19 protein-coding genes and 1 other RNA gene are annotated in these 23,034 nt (G+C 44.8%); 14 read left to right on the forward strand and 6 right to left on the reverse strand.

What is annotated here, in order from left to right; all coding sequences use genetic code 11:
• The first annotated feature begins 53 nt into the window (after window positions 1–53).
• The 5 genes from ffs to udp all read left to right on the forward strand — a co-directional run bounded on the left by ffs (window position 54) and on the right by udp (window position 5,316).
• Window positions 54–150, forward strand: an RNA gene (ffs, locus tag R8N49_RS19675) — signal recognition particle sRNA small type.
• A 212-nt stretch (window positions 151–362) separates the two neighbouring features.
• The gene (locus R8N49_RS19680) at window positions 363–1,097 is read left to right on the forward strand and encodes an RNA methyltransferase (protein WP_005378485.1); all 735 of its coding nucleotides are present in this window, start codon (window positions 363–365) and stop codon (window positions 1,095–1,097) included.
• A gap of 247 nt (window positions 1,098–1,344) precedes the next feature.
• Complete coding sequence (locus R8N49_RS19685) at window positions 1,345–1,764, forward strand: CBS domain-containing protein (protein WP_005378483.1); 420 nt, start codon at window positions 1,345–1,347, stop codon at window positions 1,762–1,764.
• Between the two features lie 172 nt (window positions 1,765–1,936).
• The gene (locus tag R8N49_RS19690; RefSeq protein WP_186584403.1) at window positions 1,937–4,243 is read left to right on the forward strand and encodes a zinc/cadmium/mercury/lead-transporting ATPase; all 2,307 of its coding nucleotides are present in this window, start codon (window positions 1,937–1,939) and stop codon (window positions 4,241–4,243) included.
• 314 nt (window positions 4,244–4,557) lie between these two features.
• The gene (gene udp, locus R8N49_RS19695) at window positions 4,558–5,316 is read left to right on the forward strand and encodes a uridine phosphorylase (RefSeq protein WP_005378479.1); all 759 of its coding nucleotides are present in this window, start codon (window positions 4,558–4,560) and stop codon (window positions 5,314–5,316) included.
• Window positions 5,317–5,473: 157 nt separating this feature from the next.
• On the opposite strand, the gene R8N49_RS19700 is transcribed toward udp, so the two are convergent.
• Both R8N49_RS19700 and R8N49_RS19705 read right to left on the reverse strand, forming a co-directional pair.
• Window positions 5,474–6,634 carry a DUF1887 family protein gene (locus tag R8N49_RS19700; RefSeq protein ID WP_064353735.1) on the reverse strand — a complete coding sequence of 387 codons (1,161 nt, stop codon included), beginning with the start codon at window positions 6,632–6,634 and terminating at the stop codon, window positions 5,474–5,476.
• 163 nt (window positions 6,635–6,797) lie between these two features.
• Entirely contained in the window at window positions 6,798–8,789 is a 1,992-nt protein-coding gene (locus tag R8N49_RS19705) for a methyl-accepting chemotaxis protein (protein ID WP_086046599.1), read from the reverse strand.
• A gap of 269 nt (window positions 8,790–9,058) precedes the next feature.
• Here R8N49_RS19705 and hinT point away from each other — a divergent pair, with 269 nt between their 5' ends.
• The 7 genes from hinT (at window position 9,059) to R8N49_RS19740 (ending at window position 15,271) form a co-directional block, all read left to right on the forward strand.
• Complete coding sequence (gene hinT / locus R8N49_RS19710) at window positions 9,059–9,409, forward strand: purine nucleoside phosphoramidase (RefSeq protein ID WP_005378473.1); 351 nt, start codon at window positions 9,059–9,061, stop codon at window positions 9,407–9,409.
• A gap of 69 nt (window positions 9,410–9,478) precedes the next feature.
• A complete protein-coding gene (locus tag R8N49_RS19715; RefSeq protein ID WP_025766940.1) occupies window positions 9,479–10,876 on the forward strand; it encodes a COG3014 family protein in 1,398 nt (465 codons plus the stop codon).
• Window positions 10,876–11,268, forward strand: coding sequence for a YcfL family protein (locus R8N49_RS19720; protein WP_064353738.1), 393 nt, complete (start codon window positions 10,876–10,878; stop codon window positions 11,266–11,268). The genes R8N49_RS19715 and R8N49_RS19720 overlap by 1 nt, the downstream gene beginning before the upstream one ends.
• 66 nt (window positions 11,269–11,334) lie before the next feature.
• Window positions 11,335–11,925, forward strand: a complete 591-nt coding sequence (gene lpoB / locus R8N49_RS19725; protein WP_005378467.1) for a penicillin-binding protein activator LpoB — start codon at window positions 11,335–11,337, stop codon at window positions 11,923–11,925.
• Window positions 11,926–11,949: 24 nt separating this feature from the next.
• Entirely contained in the window at window positions 11,950–12,831 is an 882-nt protein-coding gene (gene thiK / locus R8N49_RS19730) for a thiamine kinase (RefSeq protein WP_186584402.1), read from the forward strand.
• A gap of 75 nt (window positions 12,832–12,906) precedes the next feature.
• Window positions 12,907–13,449 carry an alpha/beta hydrolase YcfP gene (ycfP, locus tag R8N49_RS19735; protein WP_005378464.1) on the forward strand — a complete coding sequence of 181 codons (543 nt, stop codon included), beginning with the start codon at window positions 12,907–12,909 and terminating at the stop codon, window positions 13,447–13,449.
• Between the two features lie 532 nt (window positions 13,450–13,981).
• The gene (locus R8N49_RS19740) at window positions 13,982–15,271 is read left to right on the forward strand and encodes an NAD(P)/FAD-dependent oxidoreductase (RefSeq protein WP_005378463.1); all 1,290 of its coding nucleotides are present in this window, start codon (window positions 13,982–13,984) and stop codon (window positions 15,269–15,271) included.
• 76 nt (window positions 15,272–15,347) lie between these two features.
• Here R8N49_RS19740 and R8N49_RS19745 read toward each other — a convergent pair whose 3' ends face one another.
• The 4 genes from R8N49_RS19745 to R8N49_RS19760 form a co-directional block, all read right to left on the reverse strand.
• A complete protein-coding gene (locus R8N49_RS19745; protein WP_005387823.1) occupies window positions 15,348–15,896 on the reverse strand; it encodes a GNAT family N-acetyltransferase in 549 nt (182 codons plus the stop codon).
• 160 nt (window positions 15,897–16,056) lie between these two features.
• On the reverse strand, window positions 16,057–16,830 hold the full coding sequence (locus R8N49_RS19750; RefSeq protein ID WP_005387825.1) for a peptidoglycan binding protein CsiV: 774 nt from the start codon (window positions 16,828–16,830) through the stop codon (window positions 16,057–16,059).
• A 7-nt stretch (window positions 16,831–16,837) separates the two neighbouring features.
• The gene (gene mfd, locus R8N49_RS19755; protein ID WP_258489991.1) at window positions 16,838–20,299 is read right to left on the reverse strand and encodes a transcription-repair coupling factor; all 3,462 of its coding nucleotides are present in this window, start codon (window positions 20,297–20,299) and stop codon (window positions 16,838–16,840) included.
• A gap of 5 nt (window positions 20,300–20,304) precedes the next feature.
• Entirely contained in the window at window positions 20,305–20,874 is a 570-nt protein-coding gene (locus tag R8N49_RS19760; protein WP_017634743.1) for a hypothetical protein, read from the reverse strand.
• Window positions 20,875–21,123: 249 nt separating this feature from the next.
• Here R8N49_RS19760 and lolC point away from each other — a divergent pair, with 249 nt between their 5' ends.
• Together lolC and lolD are read left to right on the forward strand one after the other, a co-directional pair.
• Complete coding sequence (gene lolC, locus R8N49_RS19765; RefSeq protein ID WP_031778997.1) at window positions 21,124–22,332, forward strand: lipoprotein-releasing ABC transporter permease subunit LolC; 1,209 nt, start codon at window positions 21,124–21,126, stop codon at window positions 22,330–22,332.
• Window positions 22,325–23,032, forward strand: a complete 708-nt coding sequence (lolD, locus tag R8N49_RS19770; protein WP_104975985.1) for a lipoprotein-releasing ABC transporter ATP-binding protein LolD — start codon at window positions 22,325–22,327, stop codon at window positions 23,030–23,032. Before lolC ends, lolD begins: the two co-directional genes overlap by 8 nt.
• Window positions 23,033–23,034: the final 2 nt, after the last annotated feature.

Below are 23,034 nucleotides of genomic sequence, written 5' to 3' on the forward strand. Positions count from 1 at the left end.
CTGAATAATCGCCCCATCGATTGAGGCAAGACCTCTCGAAAAGAATTATGGGGCTCTGGTCCTCTCGCAACAATAGCTCGTGAACTCGGTCAGGTCCGGAAGGAAGCAGCCGCAGCGTGTGACTTGTGTGCCGGGATGTGGCTGGGGTCCCACCCTTTGAAAGCCCTGCGTTATCGCAGGGCTTTTTTCGTTTTTGAGCCTCCTTTTATTTTGGCTACGCTTGGTGTTCAACGTCTTCTGATGATCAAGCTTCTTGAGGTTATTTAGGTATAATTTATAATCTCATCCGCTTGATACCGAACTGTCGTGAAGATTGTTTAGGGTACGCTCGCCGAATAACCATTTTCACCTGGGATACTTTAATGATTTCAAAAAACCAATTAAAACTGCTTCGTGCTTTAGGTCAAAAGAAACAGCGTAAAGCGCATGGCTTATTCCTAGTTCAGGGTGAAAAGAACGTACTAGAGCTAGCAAGTAGTTCATTGAAGGTGAAGCAGGTTTTTGCAACAGCGGCATTTCTCGAACAAAATGCTGGTACGCTAAATCGTTTTGATTGTGTTGAAGCATCGCTTGATGAATTGACCAAAGCGAGCACGCTTGTGAGCAATAATGCGGCCATTGCTGTGGTTGAAATTCCGAGTGTAAAAGAGCCTCAAGCGAAAGGCTTGATGATTGCGCTAGATGGTGTATCCGACCCTGGTAATCTAGGTACGATTATTCGTGTTGCAGACTGGTATGGCATCAAGCACATTATTGCGAGTACAGATTGTGCTGATCCTTATAATCCTAAAACGATCAGTGCGACCATGGGCAGCTTTGGCCGCGTACAAGTGAGTTTGGTGGATTTGCCAAGTTACTTGGAACACGCCAAATTGCCAGTATATGGCGCGTTTTTGGAAGGAGAGAGCGTTCATAAAACGGATTTCGCTGCTGAAGGTATTTTGTTGATGGGCAGCGAATCTCATGGTGTGCGCGAAGCCGCAGCAAAATTCGTGACAGATAAAATCACGATTCCGGCGTTTGGCGGTGCCGAATCACTGAATGTCGCGATGGCGACTGGCATTATTTTAGACAACATGCGCCGCCAACATAGCTAACGCAACAATTACTTAATAACAAAGCCAGTCAATTTGACTGGCTTTGTTGTATTTATTGCCTAGAAAAATCAGCCTGGCTGAATCTTGCGTTTAACGAAATACAGTGAATGTTGTTCGGTGAGTTAATTTTGTTTTAGTTCAATAGGCTGTGCCTATAAATAAAATTACTCCTTTCCATTTAGTAAAATCAGGAAATTAGGCGACACTTATCTAAAGGCCGCAATAAAATGCCCTTAAGGAGATAAGAATGCATTCATTAAAAGTAAAAGATTACATGACGTTGCAAGCGGTGACTTTCACGAAAGATATGTCACTTTCGGCAGCTTTAAACAAAGTAATGCAAAGTGTCACACTAGGTGGCCCTGTCATTGATGAAAATGAAAAAGTGGTTGGGTTTTTATCGGAGCAAGACTTATTAGATAAGTTGGTGAAAGCAAGTTATCACTGCCAAGATACACATACGGTACAAGAGTGTATGCATGATGATGTCTTATCTGTTTCTCCAGAAATGTCAGTAATTGAACTGGCTGACATGATGAAAGTTGGAAAGCCGAAAATGTATCCAGTGGTGGATGGCAAAGGTAAGTTGGTTGGTGTTATCACAAGAAGAGACGTGCTGCGTGCCATAGGAATGACATTAAATGAGTGCTTTAAGCATCCCGTTTAACCTCTCTGTTTAAACTTTACGGAATATTGCTTTTAAACTGGTTTGGAAAGACGCTTCGGCGTCTTTTTTATTTTCTATCGCCGAACTGTACAAATTTATCTTGACCTTGGAGCTTACTCTAAGGTTTATCCTTAGCAATAGGTAAATCACCGATACCAATAAGGAAAAAATTATGTGTACAAAACATCAAGGTTGCCAATCTAGCAAAATCAAAACTGCGGTGCCGCTTGGTGCAAGCGAGTCATGCTGTGCGCCAGTAAAATCTTCGCTCAATATCTCTCAGGCCAGTGTTGATGTTTCTGAAAGCTCTTGCTGTAGTGGAGGAGGCTGCAGCGTTGACACAGGCGAGGAAGACGATCCCACAAGGGAGAGTAATTCCTCCGTTCGGAACGCTTGGCTTGTGTCAGGTATGGATTGCCCATCTTGTGCGCAAAAGCTTGAGAAAGCCATTACGTCTTTACAAGGCGTCAGCCAAGCCAAGGTTTTGTTTGCAACAGAAAAACTGGTCGTCGATTTTGATGGTCTAGAGCTGATAGCTACGATAGAGCAGACAGCCCAAAAAACGGGTTTCCCGCTCTCTTCACTTGATGCTCCAAAACCAAGCACTACAAAGAAAGGCTGGCTTGGCGTCATAAGAGACAACATCCAAATTCTCTCGATTGCTGGTGCAATGGCTACTGCGGCAGTAATTTCTAAGATCGACCCTCAAATAAGCGCTTGGTTATTCACTTTGACGTGTTTACTTGGTTTATACCCAATCGCGCTCAAAGCATTTAAGTTGGCGCGTAGCGGTACGCCTTTTGCGATTGAAACGTTAATGAGTGTAGCGGCGCTCGGCGCTTTATATTTAGGTGAAACCGCCGAAGCCGCAATGGTGTTATTGCTTTTCCTTATTGGTGAAAAGTTAGAAGCATATGCATCATCTCGCGCGCGAAGCGGTGTCCAGGCGTTAATGGACTTAGTCCCAGAAAATTCAATTTTAATTATTGATGGAGAGCGTAAAGAAGTACCAGCTGCTCAGCTTAAACCAGGGGATATCATAGAAGTCGCACCTGGAGGTCGTTTGCCTGCCGACGGTGTTTTGCAAGATGCGCTTGCGAGTTTTGACGAAAGTGCGTTAACGGGAGAATCTGTTCCCGTTGAACATCAAACCGGTGGCAAAGTGATGGCCGGGGCTGTGGTTGTCGATAAAGTGGTTCGCTTACAGGTGACTTCCCGTCAGGGCGAGAATGCGATAGACCGAATTCTTCATTTGATTGAAGAAGCCGAATCTCGTAAGGCACCATTAGAACGCTTTCTTGATAAATTTAGCCGTTGGTATACGCCGCTAATGATGCTGGTGTCTCTGATGGTTATCGTTACGCCGCCATTACTATTTGCCCAACCGTGGGAAACGTGGATCTATCGAGGACTCGCCCTGCTGTTGATTGCTTGTCCATGTGCATTAGTCATTTCAACGCCTGCGGCGATCACTTCTGGCTTGGCGGCAGCTGCTAAGCGGGGCGCATTGATCAAAGGTGGTGCGGCGCTTGAGTTGCTTGGCAAGGTTGAGTCTGTCGCATTTGATAAAACTGGGACACTGACGCAAGGTAAACCAGAAGTGACTGATGTCTTTGCTTTTGATATGGATGAAGACAAGTTACTTAGCCTAACTGCGTCAATCGAGGTTGGTTCAAGTCATCCTCTAGCGGTTTCTTTAGTTACCAAAGTGCAAGAGCAGGGGCTTACTATTCCTGAAGCGTTGGATAAAACCGCGCAAGTAGGCTCTGGTGTCACAGGTTACGTCGATGGAAAAATGGTCCAAGTGGTCACGCCTTCAAAGGCAGACTTTCCACTTTCTCAAGAAGCCAAAGAGCAAGTGGTTACGTTGGAACAACAAGGTAAAACGGTTGTCATTGTGCGTTTCGATGACGAGGTCATTGGCGTGATCGCATGGCAAGATACATTGCGCTCAGATGCCCAGCAAGCCATCGCAATGTTGAAGGAACTTGGGGTCACGTCGGTGATGCTAACGGGTGACAACCCGAGAAGTGCAGAAGCAATGGCAAATAGAATAGGCTTGGATTATAAAGCGAGTTTGTTACCTGCAGACAAGGTGCATTACGTCGAGAAGCTATCACAACAACATACCGTTGCTATGGTGGGAGACGGTATCAATGATGCTCCAGCCATGAAAGCTTCGAGTATCGGCATTGCGATGGGAGGCGGTACGGATGTTGCGCTCGAGACTGCTGATGCGGCGTTAACACACAACCGTTTGATTGAGCTACCTGCCATGATAGAACTGTCGCGTGCGACGCTAAGTAACATTCGTCAGAATGTCGCGTTAGCGCTAGGTTTGAAAGGTGTATTCTTAGTGACAAGTTTACTTGGTGTTACTGGGTTGTGGGTTGCTGTATTAGCCGACAGTGGTGCAACAGCACTGGTGACATTGAATGCGTTGAGATTACTTCGTTTTGAGTCCAAGCAGATCAAATAACTGACCTAACCATTAATCCCACTCATTAATAGCCCGAGGCATTCGTGTACCGGGCTTTTTTTAACCGTATTCACCTGATGCGATCAGACGTTTTTCTCGTCCTTGAAATCACGCATTGCTATGCAACAAAATGATCTAACGCCCCTTAAAGTGTGATCAATACCAGTTTTGTTTGAAATTTCATTTTCATTACATTTTGTCATTGTGATTGTGATCACTCTATGTTGGTGAAAGGTTCGCTACAGTGCATCTGTACCCAATAACTGATTAATGAGCTTATTGTTCATAAAATAAGCCACAATAAGGAGCGACTTATGTCTCAAGCTGTATTCCATTTAGGTGTTACTGAAGCTGATCTTAATGGTGCGACTCTAGCGATCATTCCTGGTGACCCAGCGCGTGTTCAAAAAATCGCAGAACAAATGGAAAATCCAGTATTTCTAGCAAGCCATCGTGAATACACGCTATACCGTGCAGAGCTAGACGGTAAACCTGTTGTGGTTTGTTCTACAGGTATTGGTGGTCCTTCTACCTCTATCGCAGTTGAGGAATTGGCACAGCTTGGTGTTCGTACTTTCCTACGTGTTGGTACAACGGGTGCAATTCAACCACATGTAAACGTGGGTGACATGATCGTAACGACGGGGTCAGTTCGTCTTGACGGTGCGAGCCTACACTTTGCTCCTATGGAATTCCCAGCAGTTGCTGACTTTGAAGTAGCAACCGCAATGAAAGCAGCGGTAGAAGAGTCTGGCGCTACAGTTCACATGGGTGTGACTGCATCAAGCGACACGTTCTACCCTGGTCAAGAACGTTACGATACGTTCTCTGGTCGTGTTGTTAAGCGTTTCCAAGGCTCTATGCAAGAATGGCAAGACATGGGCGTACTTAACTTCGAGATGGAGTCTGCAACACTGCTAACAATGTGTGCGAGCTCTGGTTTAAAAGCGGGTTGTGTGGCTGGTGTTATCATCAACCGTACACAAAAAGAGATTCCAGATCATTCAACTCTGAAAGAAACGGAAGCGCGTTCAATTAAAGTGGTTGTAGAAGCAGCGCGTAAAATGCTTTAAGCCTCTATAGTTGGCATTTAAACAAACAGAAAAAACCAGAGGCTAACCTCTGGTTTTTTTCTACTTATAGAAATGCGTACAGCTAAAATTTAGGTATAAAAAAAGCAGCATTAATGCTGCTTTTTATCGTTGTGAATTTTAGCTTTTCTTAATGGCACTATATCTCGTCTGAACCGCCCGCGTCTTTAAACCAAGCCGTTAAGTGCGTTCTTAAATCTTTAAGCTCATCAGGGCCAATCAGGGCTAGCCCTAAGTCTTCAGCACGAGTAATGTCATTGTGACGAAGAGGACGGAAGCTCACCAACATTGCGCGCGCTTGCAAGCCACCTAATAGATCGCGAAGCGATTCTAACTTATATAAAGTATCGTCGCCGTCATCTCTCATGCCTTTGGTTTTGCACTCGATGATGTGCAGCTTGTTGTTTACAACTGTTGCGACATCTAACTCATTGCGTACTTCACTTTCACCAAGTTTACGATAAACCTGAACATTTAACGATCGATCTTGGATCGTCGGCATGGTGTCTTGGATTTGCTTCACGGTGCTGTGAACCAAAGTTTCTAACCACTCACCGTTTGAAAAGCGTCGAGCATCTTCATCTGCAAACGTTAAAACGCCATTCTCATAGGTGGCGATTTCTGCTTCTACTAAATCTGAAAGCAACATGTTGAGCTCACGGTAGCCCTGCTGTTTTTCGGAGAGCTCGACATCAAGCTTTTGTTCTTTGCGGCATGTGGTTGCAAGGTAGTTAAGTGTTGCTAGACCTGGCCCAAGCTCAAGCGCATTTGAGGCCCATCGTTCACCAAGTTCATACAATTTTTTATCAAGAAGAGGTGGTAAATCAACGTGGTGAAACTCGCCGCGTGCACCAAAGATAGTGAGGTAATCTGCAATCGTAATGTGATCTTCGACTTGGGTATCTTCTTTGCCATCAGGGTATAACCAACAAAGCTTATCGCTACTAGGCTCAACCACAAAAATTGGCCAGCGATAGGTACGGAAAACTTCGTACACCGACAACAAGCGATGACGAAGACCACAGCTCGCGTTCAATTTTACATCTTCGCCGCGTTCATGAAGGTCTTTTGCCAGTTTTTGAATTGCTTGTTTGATCAGAGATGTATTAACAGCGGATGGAATTTCAAAAAATTCAGAAGTAATTTCTCGTTGAGCTAAAACGGCACTCAGTCGGTCAAATATATCTAACTGGCTCTTGTCTCCGATGAAGACGATATGTGTGCTTAGCGTACGATTATCTAATAGAGGAGTGACCAATCTCACTGGGTCTTGGTCGATAATACCAACATGAACAGCCATAGATTTTCCTTTTTATGAGGCCGCTCGAAAAGAGTTGTGCAAGGGGATGAGCTGGCCTTATTAATCATATGTAGACATGGCCGACAAAAAACAAGGGCGACTTAACAAAAAGTCGCCCTTATACAGTTGATTGCACTAATTAATGCTCTTAATTATAAAGTATTTATAACTTAAAGCGGTGGACCAATTCATTTTGCTGATGAGCCAAGTGGGTCAGTGATTCACTGGTTTGTGCGATACTCGACATGGCTTGGAAACTTTCATCGGCGATGCTGTTGATATCTTCGATGCTGCGAGCAATGTCTGTTGATGTTTCACTTTGCTCTGCTGCTGCTTGTGAAATGTGCGTACTCATTTGGCTGATCTCAATGATTAGCGCCTGGATCTCTTCCATTGAGCTGTTCGCTTTTGACGCTTGCTCAACCGACATCTCCATATCGCTCATACAGCTTTGTATGACTTGGTTTGCCGATTGTGAGCTAGATTGCAGATTACTGATCATGGATTCAATTTCAGTGGTTGATTGAGTCGTTCTTGATGCGAGTACTCGTACTTCATCTGCCACTACCGCGAAGCCGCGACCTTGTTCACCAGCGCGAGCCGCTTCAATTGCCGCGTTCAATGCCAGTAGGTTGGTTTGCTCCGCAATGTTGCGGATCACATCAAGGATAGACCCAATTTGACCACTCATCTTTTGTAGCTCAGAAACTGCGGAGACCGATTCGTTCAAACGTGTTTCTAGTTGATTAATGGTTGAGATGTTACTGCTCATAACATTTCTGCCTTCTTCAGAGGCAGATTCGACGCGTTGCACCATTTCTAGCGAGCCTTGCGCACTTTGCGCGACTTCCTGCACTGAATGAGACATTTCTGTCATCGCGGTAGCGACGTTTGCCGTTTGTTCGCGTTGAGAGCTCAATTTAATTTGTGCTTGCGAAGAGGTGCGTTCGTTGGTTGTCGCGGTTGACGATAGGTTTTCTGACGCTTCGTTGAGTTTCACCAAGATCTCGTGAAGGTTGTCGGCGAGTGAGTTAATGTGTCCACTCACACGGCTGAATTCGTTGTTATAGCGAATATCGATACGCTGTGTCATATCACCTTCAGTCAGGCCTTCTAACACTTTTAGAATACGAGTCAACGGCTCGCGAACGCTTTGTGCGATGTGGTAGCCAATCGCTGTCGCGAGTAAAACGACAATGACGCCAATGATGATGGCTTTCGTTACACCGGCCGAATATATGTCACCTGCATCTGCCAATGATTCATTGAGCTTATCTGTTGCGGTTGTCGTAAATTGCTCAAGAATCGCCATGGTTGAATCCACTTTATTTGCTAGGTTGGCGATATTGTTATACAAAGCGGCGCGAGCATTGAGGTAATTATTATGTTGGTCTAGCACACCGCCACGCATACCGACGTCACGAGTAAATTGCTCTACAGATTCGCCAAATGCTTTTTCTAGCTCAGGAAGCTGAGTCACCAACCCGCGGAATGCGTAATTCAAGTGCGTTACTGCTTTGCGGTTTTTAGCTACGGCTTGCGTAACAAACTCAGGGTTGGAACTGGCGAGGGCATCAGAGGTAATTACTTCGGCATCTTTTAACTTGATAAAGTAGCTCTTTGCCATGACTTTGACAGAAATGCTGGTTTGATCTGCCACATATTCTTTAAGACCAACCGAAAGTTCGGTATTCAGTTTTTGGAAGCGGCGTGAGGATTTTTGCACTTCTTCTTGAGCCGCGAACATTGCTTCGTAGTTGTCCATGGCCTCTAGAGCTTCTGTAAAATAGCTCTGCTCTAACGTTTTTAACTGTGAAAACGGTTCGGCAAGAGAAGGGTAGATTTGGCTTGCGGTTTTCAGTTGAGCCAATGTGGATTCGAAGCGCTGTTGAGATCTAGCAAATTCCTGACGCATTTCATCCATGCGTTGTTTATTCTCTGTTGTCAGGAAGTCTTTAAATGATTTGTCGGCAGAAAGCAGCTCAACACTGGTTTGATTAGATAACGATACCAACGGTAGGGATGATTTAGATACCGTGCCAAATTTTCCGTGAATATCACTCATTCCTCCCATCATAATGGCAATTGTGACGGCAAATAGGATGATGATCAGTGCAAAGCCGGCATACATCCTTTTAATAACTGAACCTCGCATAAGTGAGTTTCCTCTCCCAAAAATAGACAAGCTACCCAAGCATTTTTGAGTTTACTTGGGTATAAAAATAATAATTGTCTTAAAAAAGTAACAAAATTCATTGGATTGTATTCAGTTTGTGACGCGCATTTTATGACGCACACGACAAAAAAAGCCTCGTTAATTAGCATTTGATTAATAATGTTAAGTGAACACTGTTTTTATTGAGCTCCGCTTTTGGTTGGCGCATACTAATTGGGGTCTAATTACGTTTATAAAATGGAGTCCTCATGGCGGAAGAAACGATCTTTAGTAAAATTATTCGCAAGGAAATCCCTGCCGATATCCTTTATCAAGATGATTTGGTGACTGCGTTTCGCGACATTAACCCTCGCACACCAAGCCATATTCTCATTATTCCGAATAAACTGATCCCAACAACGAATGATGTAGAAGCTGAAGATGAAGCAATGATGGGGCGTTTGTTCACTGTTGCTAGAAAGTTAGCGAAAGAAGAAGGTATTGCTGAAGACGGCTATCGCCTAATCGTTAATTGTAATCCACATGGTGGCCAAGAGGTTTACCATATTCACATGCACCTACTAGGCGGCCGCCCTCTAGGTCCAATGGTATTGAGCTAAGCTTTTAAAAGTGGGTGGCGATTCACCCACTTCTTTTTCCTGTCGAATGACACATTTGTGGAGATAAATGTGAAACTAGGTGTAAAGCTGTTAGGGCTGATGAGCTGGGCTTTAATGGCCTCTGGCTGCGCGAATTTATCTGCGGGCAATCTGTTTAGCCATTACAGCAACCAGAATCAAGAAGTTTATCAAGCCGTTGTTGCAGGGGAATATGCCAAAGCAAAACAACTTCAATCAAGTGAAGTGGGTGGCGAGATACTTGGCAATTTTGAAAAAGGTCGTATCTCTTTTCTTGCTGAAGATTACCCAACAAGTTTAAATGCGCTAGAAAGCAGCGATCGTGCTGTACGTGTTCAACAAGATCGTGCGACGATATCTGTGTCAGACACGGCAACGAGCGTCGGCTCTCTCGCAGTGAACGACAATCTCCAAGACTATCATCCCGCCGATTACGAACTTGGCTTTTTGCACCTGTATCTAGGACTAAATTACTTACAGAAAAACGATTTAGAAGGGGCACTAGTTGAAGTGCGTCGAGCTAATCAAGTTCAGGAAGCAGCAAGAAAGGCGCGTGAAAAAGAGCTAAAAGCAGCAGAGAAAGACCTTAACAAGCAAGGCATGTCTGCCAATTTAGGCAGTGTGTTAGCGAACTACCCTGATGCTGGTAAAAAACTAAGCGCGGTACAAAATGGTTATCTGTTCTATCTTTCTGGCTTGTTATATGAAGCGTCGCGAGACTTAAACAGTGCTTATGTTGATTACCGACGAGCACTCGCTGTAATGCCAGACAACAAGCAAGTTGTGGAAAGTACCTTATACGCTGCTAAGAAGCTGGGCATGCGTGAAGACTTGCGCATGCTAGAGAAGCGGTATGGCAAAGCACCTTCTGGATTAACTCAGTCACAAGGGCGAGTCATCGTTATTGATGAGCAGGGTGTTGTTGAGGCGATGAAAGGGTGGCGTATTGATTTACCGATTTACGACAGTCGCGATAATGGCGCGATTTATTCGTTGGCGCTTCCTTATTATCAGAACCGAGGTGCTCAACGTTTTAGCGATGTTGTTTTAAATGGTCAGGTATTGCCTTCCAGTACGCTGACTGATGTTAATGCGATGGCGCAAAACGATCTTAATGAACGTCTTACTACAATAGTGATCCGTCAAGCTCTTCGTGTTTGGGCAAAAGATCGAATCCGAAAAGAGGCGGCGAAAAAAGGCGATGATGTGGGCAACATACTTTTCAATGTATGGAACACATTGACCGAACAGCCAGATACAAGAAGTTGGCAAACATTGCCAGCGCAAGTGAAAACGGCTTCAAAAATCGTGAAACCGGGAACACAAAGTTTAAACTTGGGTGATCAAACCTATCAGTTTGAAGTGCCTGCACAGCAGACTACATTGGTATGGGTATCTCGTCAGGGAGCACACTCAACCGTGTGGCATAAACAGCTAGGGAGACTGTAATGAAAGCATGGCTTGTTTGTTTAGCAATGGCTATTGGTTTAGTTGGATGCGCCGAAAACACGGCTGGTATTCGAATTGATGGCCAAACGCAAAAAGTATTTTTTAATGATAACGTTTTAGGTAGTCGCTTATTAGTTGACAACATCACCACCACTTACGTTGATGATCGCCCACGAGGAGTCGTGCTGCTGAGTAGCAATTACAAAGGTGATCAGCACATTCTTTACCGATTTTATTGGTATGACAACAATGGTTTAGAAGTGAATACCAAACCTGGTCCGTGGCGAAAAATGATTGTGCGAGGATTTGAGCAAGTCACGTTATCTGAAGTTACTGTGAATCCAAATGGCACAAAATTCCGTGTGCAAATTAGAGAAGCACAAGACGATTAATCTTAACGGCTCTGCCGAAGCTGCCGCGCTAACGATGCGCTGGTATTGAAAAACTAAGGAACTCTCATGAAAAAAAGTATTATTGCTCTTTTAGGTCTTGCCGTCATTTTAGGTGGCTGTTCTAACAAAGTCTCTTACGGCGATGCGCAAGCAACAGAAACCACGACTATCGATTTTGGCTCAACAGATTTACAAAAAATCGCGGCTGAAATGGTGGATAGCATGATGATGTCGGGCTCTGTAGCAGCAATTACTCGTGACCAACGTCCTATCGTTTTTGTTGAGCGAATTAAGAACAAAACCAGTGAACATATTGACACTGAATCCATTACTGACACGATCTCTACTAAGATGTTGAACTCAGGTAAGTTCCGTTTTGTTGATATGGATCGTGTTGAGTCTGTGCGTGAACAACTTAACTTCCAAAACACGGATGAGCTTGTTAACCAAAGCACAGCTATCCAATTTGGTAAAATGGTTGGTGCTCAATACATGCTTTACGGCAACCTATCTAGCATTGTGAAAAATGCAGGTAGCGATAAAGATGTATACTACAAGATGACCATGCGCCTAATGGACCTAGAAACAGGTTTGATTGAGTGGGCGGATGAAACTGAAATTCGTAAAGCGCAATCTAAGAGCCTATTCGGTCTTTAATCGAACAGGGTGGAGAAGTCATCAATGGCATGGTTTTCTTGGCAACAAGCAAAACAGTTAGATCCGAGTCTTAATGCTCTCGATGGCTTCTTTACGGAGCCTCCGGTAAAAGTACAAACTGTTACCGGGGGGCTAACCAACCGCTGTTGGCGGTTGGAATCTTCTCAAGGCCTTGCATACATCTGGCGACCGACCAGTCATGTCTGCAAGGCTTTTTCAATTTCTCGTCACAGTGAATATCAAGTGCTGAATGCAGTCTCTTCATTGGAAATTGGCCCCAAGCCAGTTTTTATTCATGAGCAAGGGTTGCTGGTGGAATGGATAGAAGGAGAGGCTCTGACGGAGTCAGGCTTAGCACTAAGCAATTTATTATCCATTGCGGCGAAGATTCATCAATATCCGATAAGCGCAATTCCTTTGGTTCCATTTTCATATATTTCTCGCATCGATCATTATTGGCTTGAGCTTGATGGTCAGTATGTGGGTACGGAGTTTGAGGCTTTGTACATGAAGTGGCGTACGGAACCGAACGTTGCACCTGTTCCGCTTGCCCTATGTCACTTCGATCTGGGGTGTTACAACCTAGTGCGAGGGGAGAGTGGGGTGAAAGTCATTGATTGGGAGTATGCCGGGATTGCTGACCCTAGGCTAGATTTGACCTTAACTATTCAGGTCGCGAATGCGCCTGTGGAAGAAGCGGTAAAGCAGTATTGCCAAATTCGAGGTATCGAAGATGTGTCTCTTTGGCTGAGAGGTGTACACGCTTGGCAACCAAGAACCTTGGTGATGGCGATGCTCTGGTATCTACTTGCCTATAAATTGTGGGGAACTGAACAATACTTAAACAGTGCGTATGAGTTGAAAGGCTCATTGTGTATGGAAGATCACTGTTTTGAGAACTCGTGATATTTTCCCCTTTAACAGTAAGGAAATAGTGGTAGTTTTAATAAAAGTACCAGATACACACAGGGAGAGGTACACATGATTATTTACTTACACGGCTTTGACAGTACAAGCCCGGGTAACCACGAAAAAGTTCTTCAACTGCAATTTATCGACGACGACGTTCGTTTTATCAATTACAGCACCCTTCACCCAAAGCACGACATGCAACACTTGTTAAAAGAAGTGTCTAAAGTTATCGATCAATCTGATGACCCAAACCCGTTAATCTGTGGGGTTGGTTTAGGTGGTTACTGGTCTGAGCGAATTGGTTTTCTATGCGGTATCAAGCAAGTGATGTTCAACCCGAACTTGCACCCAGAAAAAACGATGGCTGGTCGAATCGATCGCCCAGAAGAGTACGAAGATATCGCAACAAAATGTGTTGATCAGTTCCGAGCGAAAAATCAAGCTCACTGCTTAGTGATTCTCTCTAAAGATGATGAAGTGCATGACAACTCGAAAACGGCAGCTGAGCTAGAAAAACACTATCAAATCATTTGGGATGAAACTCAGTCTCATAAGTTCAAAAAAATCTCTCATCATTTACAAGCGATAAAGGCATTTAAAAATACTTATTAATGTTGAGTGTAGACAGTAAAGCGGCGTTTTTATCGGCTGCTTTGCTGCGATTCCTTCTCTTGAGTATGCCGAGCCACTGTCTCTTTGAAAGGCACATTTTCTTGGTTTAACGCTTTGAATATTGTGTTCTCCTTACCGTTTTCTTACTTCCCTCCTATGTAGCACGAACACCTTGTTGTAGAGTAGTCGAAAAGTAGTCAATCCGTACTCGTTACACGGATTTTGGTTGCCTTCAAAGTTGGTCTCTATATAATGAACCGGACTAAAATAATTTGATAAATATCAAAAAAAATTGAGAGCGAGTAATAAACTTGCCCAAAAATTCTGGCGTCGTATGCGTACCAGATAAACGTGCCAAACCCTGACAAGTCATTGATAGATAAAGAATCAAAGTGAGTGGCAGTTTTTTAATCCAAGTAATTGAGACACCTCTAAGAACCAAGAATTCATCGGTTGGATGGATGCCGCAAATGTTTGTGAGTCATGCATCGAGCTGAACCCCATATATTCATTTTTGTAGAGGAAAATCATTGTGACACGCATTATCGTTGTAGGCGGCGGTGCAGGTGGTCTTGAGTTGGCAACTAAGCTTGGTCGAACTCTAGGTCGCAAAAACCGTGCGCAAATTACGCTAGTCGATCGAAAAGCGAGCCACTTGTGGAAGCCATTATTGCATGAGGTTGCTACAGGTTCTTTGGACGAAGGAGTAGATGCACTGAGCTACCGAGCTCATGCAAAAAACCACAGCTTCGACTTCCAAATGGGTAGCCTTCAAGACATCGACCGTGAACGTAAAGTTATCATCTTAAGTGAGCTTAAAGACGAACACGGTGAACTTCTTATGCCAAGCCGTGAGCTAGAATACGACATTCTAGTGATGGCGATTGGCTCGACATCAAACGACTTCAACACGCCTGGCGTTCGTGAAAACTGTATTTTCCTAGACAGCCCTGAGCAAGCACACCGTTTCCGTACAGAAATGAACAACGAGTTCCTAAAGCTGCACGCGAAAAACGGTAACGGTACGGTCGATATTGCGATTGTTGGTGCTGGTGCAACTGGCGTTGAACTATCAGCTGAGTTACATAATGCTGTTAAAGAGCTGCGCACTTATGGCTTCGGTGATCTTGATTCTAGCAAGTTGAACGTCAATCTGATTGAAGCAGGTGAGCGTATTTTACCAGCGTTACCTCCACGTATTTCTTCTGCTGCTCATCAAGAGTTGGTGAAGTTGGGCGTAAACGTGCGCACCGCCACTATGGTGACTAAAGCTGAAAAAGATGGCCTTACTACAAAAGATGGTGAGAAAATCCCAGCTCAAATCATGGTTTGGGCTGCAGGTATCAAAGCTCCAGACTTTATTAAAGATATCGCTGGCTTAGAAACGAACCGTATCAATCAGCTTGTAGTGAAAAACACACTACAGACAACACGAGATGATGACATCTTTGTTATTGGTGACTTAGCACAATGCACCCAGTCTGACGGTTCGTTCGTGCCGCCACGCGCTCAAGCTGCACACCAAATGGCAAGCCAGGCATTTAGTAACATCGTCGCGAAGATCAACGGGCGCGAGTTGAAAGACTATGTATATAAAGATCACGGTTCATTAGTGTCTCTAAGTCGCTTCTCAACCGTTGGTAGTCTGATGGGGAACCTAACTAAAGGGTCGATGATGGTAGAAGGCCGTATTGCTCGTGTCGTTTACATCTCATTGTATCGCATGCACCTAATGGCGTTGCATGGTGTATTCAAAACCGGTCTGATGATGCTCGTCGGCCGCATTAATCGCGTGCTGCGTCCAAACCTTAAGCTGCACTAAGGTTTTAAATCCACTCTGTGTGGATGTGTTGTATCTTAAAAAATGCAGAAGCCACCGCAAGTCGGTGGCTTTTTGTTTATGTTAGATCTGTCGGTAAAAGTGAGAACACAACGCCATCTTTAGGCTTACCCTGAAAAATAAACCGGTTTCTGGCGATGGCTTCTTTTTGTGCACCGACGGACTCAATTAAGGCTTGGCTAGCTTCGTTGTCGGGGTCACAAACAATCTCTAGTCGAGTTAAACTTAGCTTTGCGAAGCAGAATTCTGCTAAGGCTTTAACGGCTTCTTGGGCATAGCCTTGCCGTTGATAGCGGTCGGCAACCCAGTAACCAATACTCGCCATATTAAACGTATGATATAACTCATTAACCGCTGCCATTCCAACCAAAGTGTTACTTTGCCGCTCATAGATACCGAAACCAAAAGCCTCAGTTTTGACCCAGTTAAGACGGGTTGCCAACAGAAAGTCCTGCGCGGTTTTCAATGTGACGTTTTTATCACACCAGTCAAGCCATTGGTGCAGCGAAGGGGATTCTGCAAGTAATCGTTGTAGTGAATGTGCTTCTTCAGCAGGGATGAGCTTGAGCGCTAAGCGGGGCGCAATGATTTCAAAGTCTGGACTCATGAACTAATACGACTTCCATGTTGAGTGTAAGTAAATTGAAAGCTGTCTATTTATACTTGAACGCAGCTATTTTCCTTGCTCTGCGTTGGTTAGGAATAACTGAGGTATAGCAGATAAAAACAAAGCGCAGCTTTGCTGCGCTTTGTCGAACCGCTCGTGCTTATCGAACCCGACGAACTTGAATGATCATACCCATCAACGGGTTATCTAGGTAATGAGTCTCGCTGCTACGCATACGACGTTTTTGATCCATTCGATAACTCTTCAGGAATTTCTCTTCGGTTACTGTCGGCGATATTTCTGCCAAGTTACCGACTTGGACGTTACCATCTACTTCACCTAAGTCATCCGCCAATTGCTCAGTTGAGGTTGGTTCAAAACGCACCTCTCTAACACTTGGTTCGCGCAGATCTAGTGTTGTTTCGGCGAAGAGGTAATGCTGTACGTATATTTGGAATCGACCATCTAGTTCATATAAAGGACCATTGACCGTCTCTTCACTGTAACCGTCGCTGGAAAATGTTTGATTACTATTGCCATTGATTGGGCGGCCATCTGCTTGATAAGAATCAGAGAAATCTCGCCCGCCAACGATGCGGAAAATTGGGGCGCTAGATTTACCTCGGTCACCTTGACGCCAGGCTACGTGTTTAAGCACTTTAAAGCCGGCATGATTATTTAGTGCCGCTTCTTGCGCGTTGAGACGGAAAGAAGAACTTGGCAAAAGTGTCACGCCTTTAGAGCGGCGGTAGGATTCACTCTCTAGGCTACCGACATTTTCCATATCGATTTTTGGCAGTTGATTCGGCCAAGATTCTGTTGTGCTTTCAGCGTCGACTGCTCGCTTGAAAATGATCACTTCAATATCAAATTGGCGCTGTGCCCAAGAGGGCATTGAGACACATAGAAGCAATAACGGGATCAGTATTCTCATTCGACTATTAGCTCGTTGGTAATAAATTCTGTTTAAAATCATTCAGTAAGTCTTGAACAAACTGAATGCGTTTACGTCGGTCCACCAATGGTACGCTAAACTTGAACTTAGTTGGACCTTCCATTGCAAATTTTTGCGGCTGTGATTGCAGCAGTTTAACTAAATACGCTGGATTTATGTCAGCATCAGGGTAAAACTCGATAAATCCACCTTTATCATGGGCTTCTATCTTTTTCGCTTTTAAACTACCAGCCGAAATTTTCAATTCTGAGACGGCAAGTAAGTTCTTTGTTGCGTCTGGAAGCAGACCAAAGCGATCAATCAGTTCCACTTTTAGCTCTGATAGTTCATCACTGCTTGTGACACTCGCAATGCGTTTGTACATCGACAGTCGTGTGTTTACATCTGGAATGTAATCATCTGGTAAGAGCGCTGGGATTCGCATTTCCACTTCAGTTTGCTCACGAAGCAGCTCATCCAAAGATGGCTCCTTGCCTTCTTTTAATGCTTGCACTGCTTGTTCCAGCATTTCCATATAAAGTGTAAAACCAACGGATTGAATTTGCCCACTTTGCTCATCACCAAGCAGCTCACCAGCACCACGGATTTCTAAATCGTGGGTTGCTAACGTAAAGCCAGCACCTAAGTCTTCCAGTGAAGCAATCGCATCAAGACGCTTGATGGCATCTTTGGTCATGGCTTTTGGATGTGGCGTTAATAAGTAAGCATAGGCCTGATGGTGCGAACGTCCAACACGGCCACGCAATTGATGCAACTGCGCCAAGCCAAGATTGTCCGCACGATCCATGATTATGGTATTTGCCGTTGGTACGTCGATACCGGTTTCGATGATGGTTGTACACACCAACACATTAAAGCGCTGATGGTAGAAGTCATTCATGATTTGCTCAAGTTCGCGCTCGCGCATTTGACCATGAGCCACGGTAATGCGTGCCTCTGGGATGAGCTTCTGTAAGTCTTCTGCCGTTTTTTCAATGGTTTCAACCTGATTGTGCAGGAAGTAAACCTGACCACCACGCATAATTTCACGCAGTACCGCTTCACGGACCACTGGCTCTTCTTTTTGTCGAACAAAGGTTTTAATGGCTAAACGGCGTGCAGGAGGTGTCGCGATGATCGACAGGTCTCGCATGCCACTCATTGCCATATTCAGTGTGCGTGGAATTGGTGTTGCGGTGAGGGTAAGAATGTCCACATCCGCACGCATTGCTTTGACCTTTTCTTTTTGACGAACCCCGAAGCGGTGTTCCTCATCAACGATCAACAAACCTAAATCTTTGAATTTAATGTCGCTCGAAAGCAGCTTATGCGTACCAACGACAATATCTACTTTACCATCGGCAACGTCTTGCAGAATGACTTTTTGTTCTTTGGCAGATTTAAAACGAGACAGTACTTCAACTCGGATTGGTAAGTTGGCAAAACGGTCACGGAAGTTTTCGAAATGCTGCTGAGCAAGCAAGGTTGTTGGTACGAGTACAGCGACCTGTTTACTGTTATCCGTTGCGACAAATGCTGCGCGCATAGCGACTTCCGTTTTACCAAAGCCCACGTCACCACACACTAGGCGATCCATCGCTTTTGCTTGGCACATGTCTGACAAGACGGCATTGATGGCCATCGCTTGGTCATCTGTTTCTTCAAACGGGAATGTTGCTTTAAATGTTGCGTATTGCCCACGATCTAGCTCAAATTTAAAGCCAGGTTTTAATTCTCGTTTAGCATACACATCCAGCAATTCTGCCGCGACATCACGCACTTTTTCTGCCGCTTTACGACGTGCTTTTGCCCACGCTTCACCACCTAATTTATGCAGTGGCGCACTCTCTTCAGCGCCGCCAGAATAACGGCTGATAAGATTCAGTGATGAAACTGGCACGTAGAGCTTGGCATCGTTTTGATACTCAAGGGTGACGTATTCCGTTTTCATGCCACCGGCTTCAAGTGTTTGTAAACCGATGTAGCGGCCAATACCGTGATCAATATGAACCACAGGTTGACCGGGTTTTAGTTCCGCAAGATGGCGAATAACGGTGTCACTGTTGACGGCTTTTTTATCTTTGCGGCGTCGCTGGATAACACGGTCACCGAGTAGATCACTTTCACAGATCAGAGCGAAGTTCAGCTCTTCGTGAATGAAACCATGCTCTGCTGCGCCTAAGATCAAGCTGAATCGATCACCCGAGTCTAGAGCTTGGTAAAGTGAGCCATGTACGACTGGCCGAACTTTGATGCCTTGCAACAGCTCCGTTAGTGCTTCACGACGACCTTCTGACTCTACCGAGAAAACGATTTTGCCGCTGAATTGCTCACTAAACTGACGAAGGCGCGAGAGCGGCTCTTTATTTTGTTGTTGAACGCCAAGCTCGGCTAACGATTGTACTGGTAGGTTTTGACGACCGGCACGCTTAACCACTTTATCTAGGCTCAATTGAGCGATAGGGAGCTGTTTTAGTTGACTGAAAAGTTCGTCTTTTTTCAACCAAAGCTGTTCAGGAGTCAAAAGAGGACGCAACGGATCAACTTTTTTCTGGTCGTATCGATATTCGACATCGGTTAAGAAAGTATCGACCGCAGATTCGATATCACCATATGTGATGACTTGAGAGTCTTCTGGCAAATATTCAAATAAAGTCTCGGTATGGTCAAAAAACAGCGGCTGCCAATACTCAATACCAGCGGGCCACGTGCCTTTGGTCACTTGCATGTAGATTGATTCAGGCTCGCGGCGTGCGTCGAACTGGGTGCGCCAACGTGTACGGAAATCTTCAATCGCTTCTTTAGTGGTTGGGAACTCATGTGCAGGCAGCAATTGGATTTGCTGAATATCGTCGATAGAGCGTTGGTTCTCTGGATCAAACGTGCGAATGGTATCTATTTCATCATCAAAGAAGTCGATGCGGTACGGGTCATTGCTGCCCATAGGAAAGAGATCCAGAATAGACCCACGACTTGCATATTCACCTGGTCCAAATACTTGATCTACATGGCGGTAGCCAGAATTTTCAAGTTGTACACGTAACTTCTCTAGCGAGAGCCGATCACCAGTTTTCACCATTAAAGTGTGTTGCAACAGAAAATCACGTGGCGATTGGCGTTGCAATACTGTACTGACCGGGACGATGGTTATGCCATCACGTTGACTTGGCAGTTGGTATAGGCGTGCGATACGTTCAGAGATGATTTCTTGATGCGGAGAAAAGTTATCGTAAGGCAGCGTTTCCCAGTCGGGGAACAGGCTTACCGTTTGGTCGGTGAATTGCTCAATCTCTGCCTGAAGCTTTAAAGCGATTTGCGGGTCAGGCACAACGAGTAGCGAGTGACTCGAATGCTGCTTGGCTAGCTCTGCAATGGCTAGAGGTAGAGCTGCGCCCGGCAAATTACCTAGCTGTTTTTTGTCGCCACGCTCTGAAGGGTTGGTGACGGAAAGAATCGTTGCTTTTGTCATAGGAATTATTTTTTATCTCGCTCCATCGAGCGCTGACGTAAAAGTTTTTGTTGTTGATACAGTGCCGCCTTTATCAGTAAATCTTGATCAGATTCTCGGAGCATCTTGTATCTAAGCGTGATAATGAAATCTTGCTCTGAAGCATCACATTCTTCTACTTGAGCGTAACAGTAAATCGCCGCAGCAGGGTGATCGAGGAACAGTTTAACACGAACGAGTTGTTGAGTAGTTAACGCTGTATCTGAGCGGAAACTGAGTTGACTAGCACCAAACTGCGTCGTTTGATATCGAATGGAGGCGTCATCTTGTTGTGAAAGCATAAAGCTCAACAAGAGGTTAAGTTTCGCGTTTTGCGTATCAAGCAAGTTGATCACATGCTTTAACTCTTTGTTTTTCAGCTCTAGACGCGCGTTGTCTGCCAACATATCTAAGTGACTAAATTCACTGGCGACAATAAATGGTGCTGGAATTTCGGAGGCAAATGTTTCTTCATCTGGCAAAGCAAAGTCCGCACTCAACGTTTCGACGTTGATGGTGAGGTTATGATGGACGGTAAAGTATTCTTGCTCTGTCATATAGTCGATCCTTTTGCCAGTGAGCGCTCCCTGTTCACTCAACAAACAAAGAGAAATAGGGCACTGATTATCGCTAACTGAATGAAGTTATCAAGTTTAGCTGATTTGTCCTTGAACTTTTTGCCCTAAATACAGACTTATTGCATGTCGTTGACAAATTTAGCGATTCTCTTGTCTTCTTAATGAGAAGAGTAAGGTAAGATAATCCGCTAAAGCTTTATATCAAAACAACCAGTTGGTTTGTCTTATATGTATCATCCTATCTCATTGTTTATTGGCTTAAGGTATCTTCGGGGACGCTCTGGAGATAGGTTCAGCCGATTTGTTTCTTATATGTCGACGGCGGGTATTACGATCGGTGTAATGGCGTTGGTGACGGTTCTTTCTGTGATGAACGGGTTTGAATCGCAGTTAAAAGAACGCATTTTAGGTGTGCTACCTCATGCCGTTGTTTCGCAACACGATGGAAAAACGCCTATGACCGAGTCTGCCCCTCCATTTGTTCAAGCGATGTCGAGTGAATCTCAGCCGGAGCCTATCGTTAGAGGAGAGGCTGTTATTCAGAGTTCTGCACAGCTGACGGCTGGTTACCTCATCGGTATTGAACCTAAGAAAGGCGATCCGATTAGCAACCATTTGATTGCCGGACGATTATCGTCACTTCAAGCAGGTGACTACAATGTATTTTTGGGTCACAGTTTGGCGCGTTCACTAAAGGTCTCAATCGGGGATAAAGTGCGCTTGATGGTGACCAACGCAACGCAGTTTACCCCACTTGGCCGTATTCCTAGCCAGCGAAACTTTACTGTCTCAGGCATTTTCAATACGGGATCGGACGTTGATGGTCAATTAATGATTGTGAACATGACGGATGCATCTAAGCTGATGCGTTTCCCTAAAGACACGGTTTCTGGTTGGCGTGTCTTTTTCTCTGACCCATTTATGGTGACGGATTTTGCTGACCAACCCATGCCTGATGGATGGGAATGGAGTGATTGGCGCGAACAGCGTGGTGAGCTTTTCCAAGCGGTGAAAATGGAAAAGAACATGATGGGACTTATGCTAGGTCTAATTGTGGGTGTCGCTGCATTCAATATTATCTCCGCTTTAATCATGGTGGTAATGGAGAAGCAATCAGAAGTCGCAATATTGAAAACTCAAGGCATGACTCAATCTCAAGTGATGACCATTTTCATGGTGCAAGGTGCAAGCAGTGGTGTAATTGGCGCGATTGTTGGTGGCGCTGCGGGCGTGATCTTGTCACTTAATCTAAATGCGATTCTTGAATCTGCTGGTGTGGCGCTATTCAGCTTTGGTGGTCATCTACCCATCTTGATTGATTCACTGCAAATTCTTTTAGTGGTGGTATTGGCGATTGCTCTTAGCCTTGCTGCTACGCTTTATCCTTCTTATCGAGCATCTTCTGTTAAACCTGCTGAGGCACTTCGCTATGAATAAGCTATTAGAATGTCGTGATATTCGTAAAGTCTACCGAGAGGGTTCGTTAGATACGGAAGTGTTGAAAGGCGTAAGTTTCGATATCGACAAAGGGGAGTTGGTTTCTATTGTTGGCTCTTCTGGTTCGGGAAAAAGTACCTTATTGCATATTTTAGGTGCGTTAGATGACGCAACTCATGGTGAAGTTGATTTTCTAGGGCAAAACCTATCAGCTTTGAGCTCGAACAAACAGGCGGCATTACGCAACAAGCACCTTGGTTTTGTATACCAGTTTCATCACTTGTTGGCTGACTTTACTGCGCTTGAAAATGTGGCGATGCCACTGATGATTGGCGGTGCTAAAGTAGCGGATGCAAAACAGGCGGCTAAAGCGCTGTTAGATAAAGTTGGTTTGAGTCATCGGATGCAACATAGACCCTCCGAGTTATCGGGCGGTGAGCGTCAGCGTGTTGCGATTGCGCGTGCATTGGTGAATAAACCTGATCTGGTCTTGGCTGATGAACCTACGGGGAACTTAGATCACAATACGGCACTGTCTATCTATGATTTGATGCGCGAGCTCAATAAAGAGTCAAACATTGCATTTTTGGTTGTCACGCATGACAAAGAGCTGGCAGCAAAAATGGATCGTCAAATGCACATGCAAGATGGTTTGCTCGTAGATCGTTTTGTGACTGATACAGCACCTGCGGAGGGCTAGTT

This window comes from Vibrio sp. 1978, assembly GCF_033344345.1.

Bases quoted from the DNA above. Each gene is read 5' to 3' on its own strand.
- R8N49_RS19680 (WP_005378485.1), top strand. From the start codon at position 363: ATGATTTCAAAAAACCAATTAAAACTGCTTCGTGCTTTAGGTCAAAAG.
- R8N49_RS19685 (WP_005378483.1), top strand. From the start codon at position 1,345: ATGCATTCATTAAAAGTAAAAGATTACATGACGTTGCAAGCGGTGACT.
- R8N49_RS19690 (WP_186584403.1), top strand. From the start codon at position 1,937: ATGTGTACAAAACATCAAGGTTGCCAATCTAGCAAAATCAAAACTGCG.
- udp (WP_005378479.1), top strand. From the start codon at position 4,558: ATGTCTCAAGCTGTATTCCATTTAGGTGTTACTGAAGCTGATCTTAAT.
- R8N49_RS19700 (WP_064353735.1), bottom strand. From the start codon at position 6,634: ATGGCTGTTCATGTTGGTATTATCGACCAAGACCCAGTGAGATTGGTC.
- R8N49_RS19705 (WP_086046599.1), bottom strand. From the start codon at position 8,789: ATGCGAGGTTCAGTTATTAAAAGGATGTATGCCGGCTTTGCACTGATC.
- hinT (WP_005378473.1), top strand. From the start codon at position 9,059: ATGGCGGAAGAAACGATCTTTAGTAAAATTATTCGCAAGGAAATCCCT.
- R8N49_RS19720 (WP_064353738.1), top strand. From the start codon at position 10,876: ATGAAAGCATGGCTTGTTTGTTTAGCAATGGCTATTGGTTTAGTTGGA.
- lpoB (WP_005378467.1), top strand. From the start codon at position 11,335: ATGAAAAAAAGTATTATTGCTCTTTTAGGTCTTGCCGTCATTTTAGGT.
- thiK (WP_186584402.1), top strand. From the start codon at position 11,950: ATGGCATGGTTTTCTTGGCAACAAGCAAAACAGTTAGATCCGAGTCTT.
- ycfP (WP_005378464.1), top strand. From the start codon at position 12,907: ATGATTATTTACTTACACGGCTTTGACAGTACAAGCCCGGGTAACCAC.
- R8N49_RS19745 (WP_005387823.1), bottom strand. From the start codon at position 15,896: ATGAGTCCAGACTTTGAAATCATTGCGCCCCGCTTAGCGCTCAAGCTC.
- R8N49_RS19750 (WP_005387825.1), bottom strand. From the start codon at position 16,830: ATGAGAATACTGATCCCGTTATTGCTTCTATGTGTCTCAATGCCCTCT.
- mfd (WP_258489991.1), bottom strand. From the start codon at position 20,299: ATGACAAAAGCAACGATTCTTTCCGTCACCAACCCTTCAGAGCGTGGC.
- R8N49_RS19760 (WP_017634743.1), bottom strand. From the start codon at position 20,874: ATGACAGAGCAAGAATACTTTACCGTCCATCATAACCTCACCATCAAC.
- lolC (WP_031778997.1), top strand. From the start codon at position 21,124: ATGTATCATCCTATCTCATTGTTTATTGGCTTAAGGTATCTTCGGGGA.
- lolD (WP_104975985.1), top strand. From the start codon at position 22,325: ATGAATAAGCTATTAGAATGTCGTGATATTCGTAAAGTCTACCGAGAG.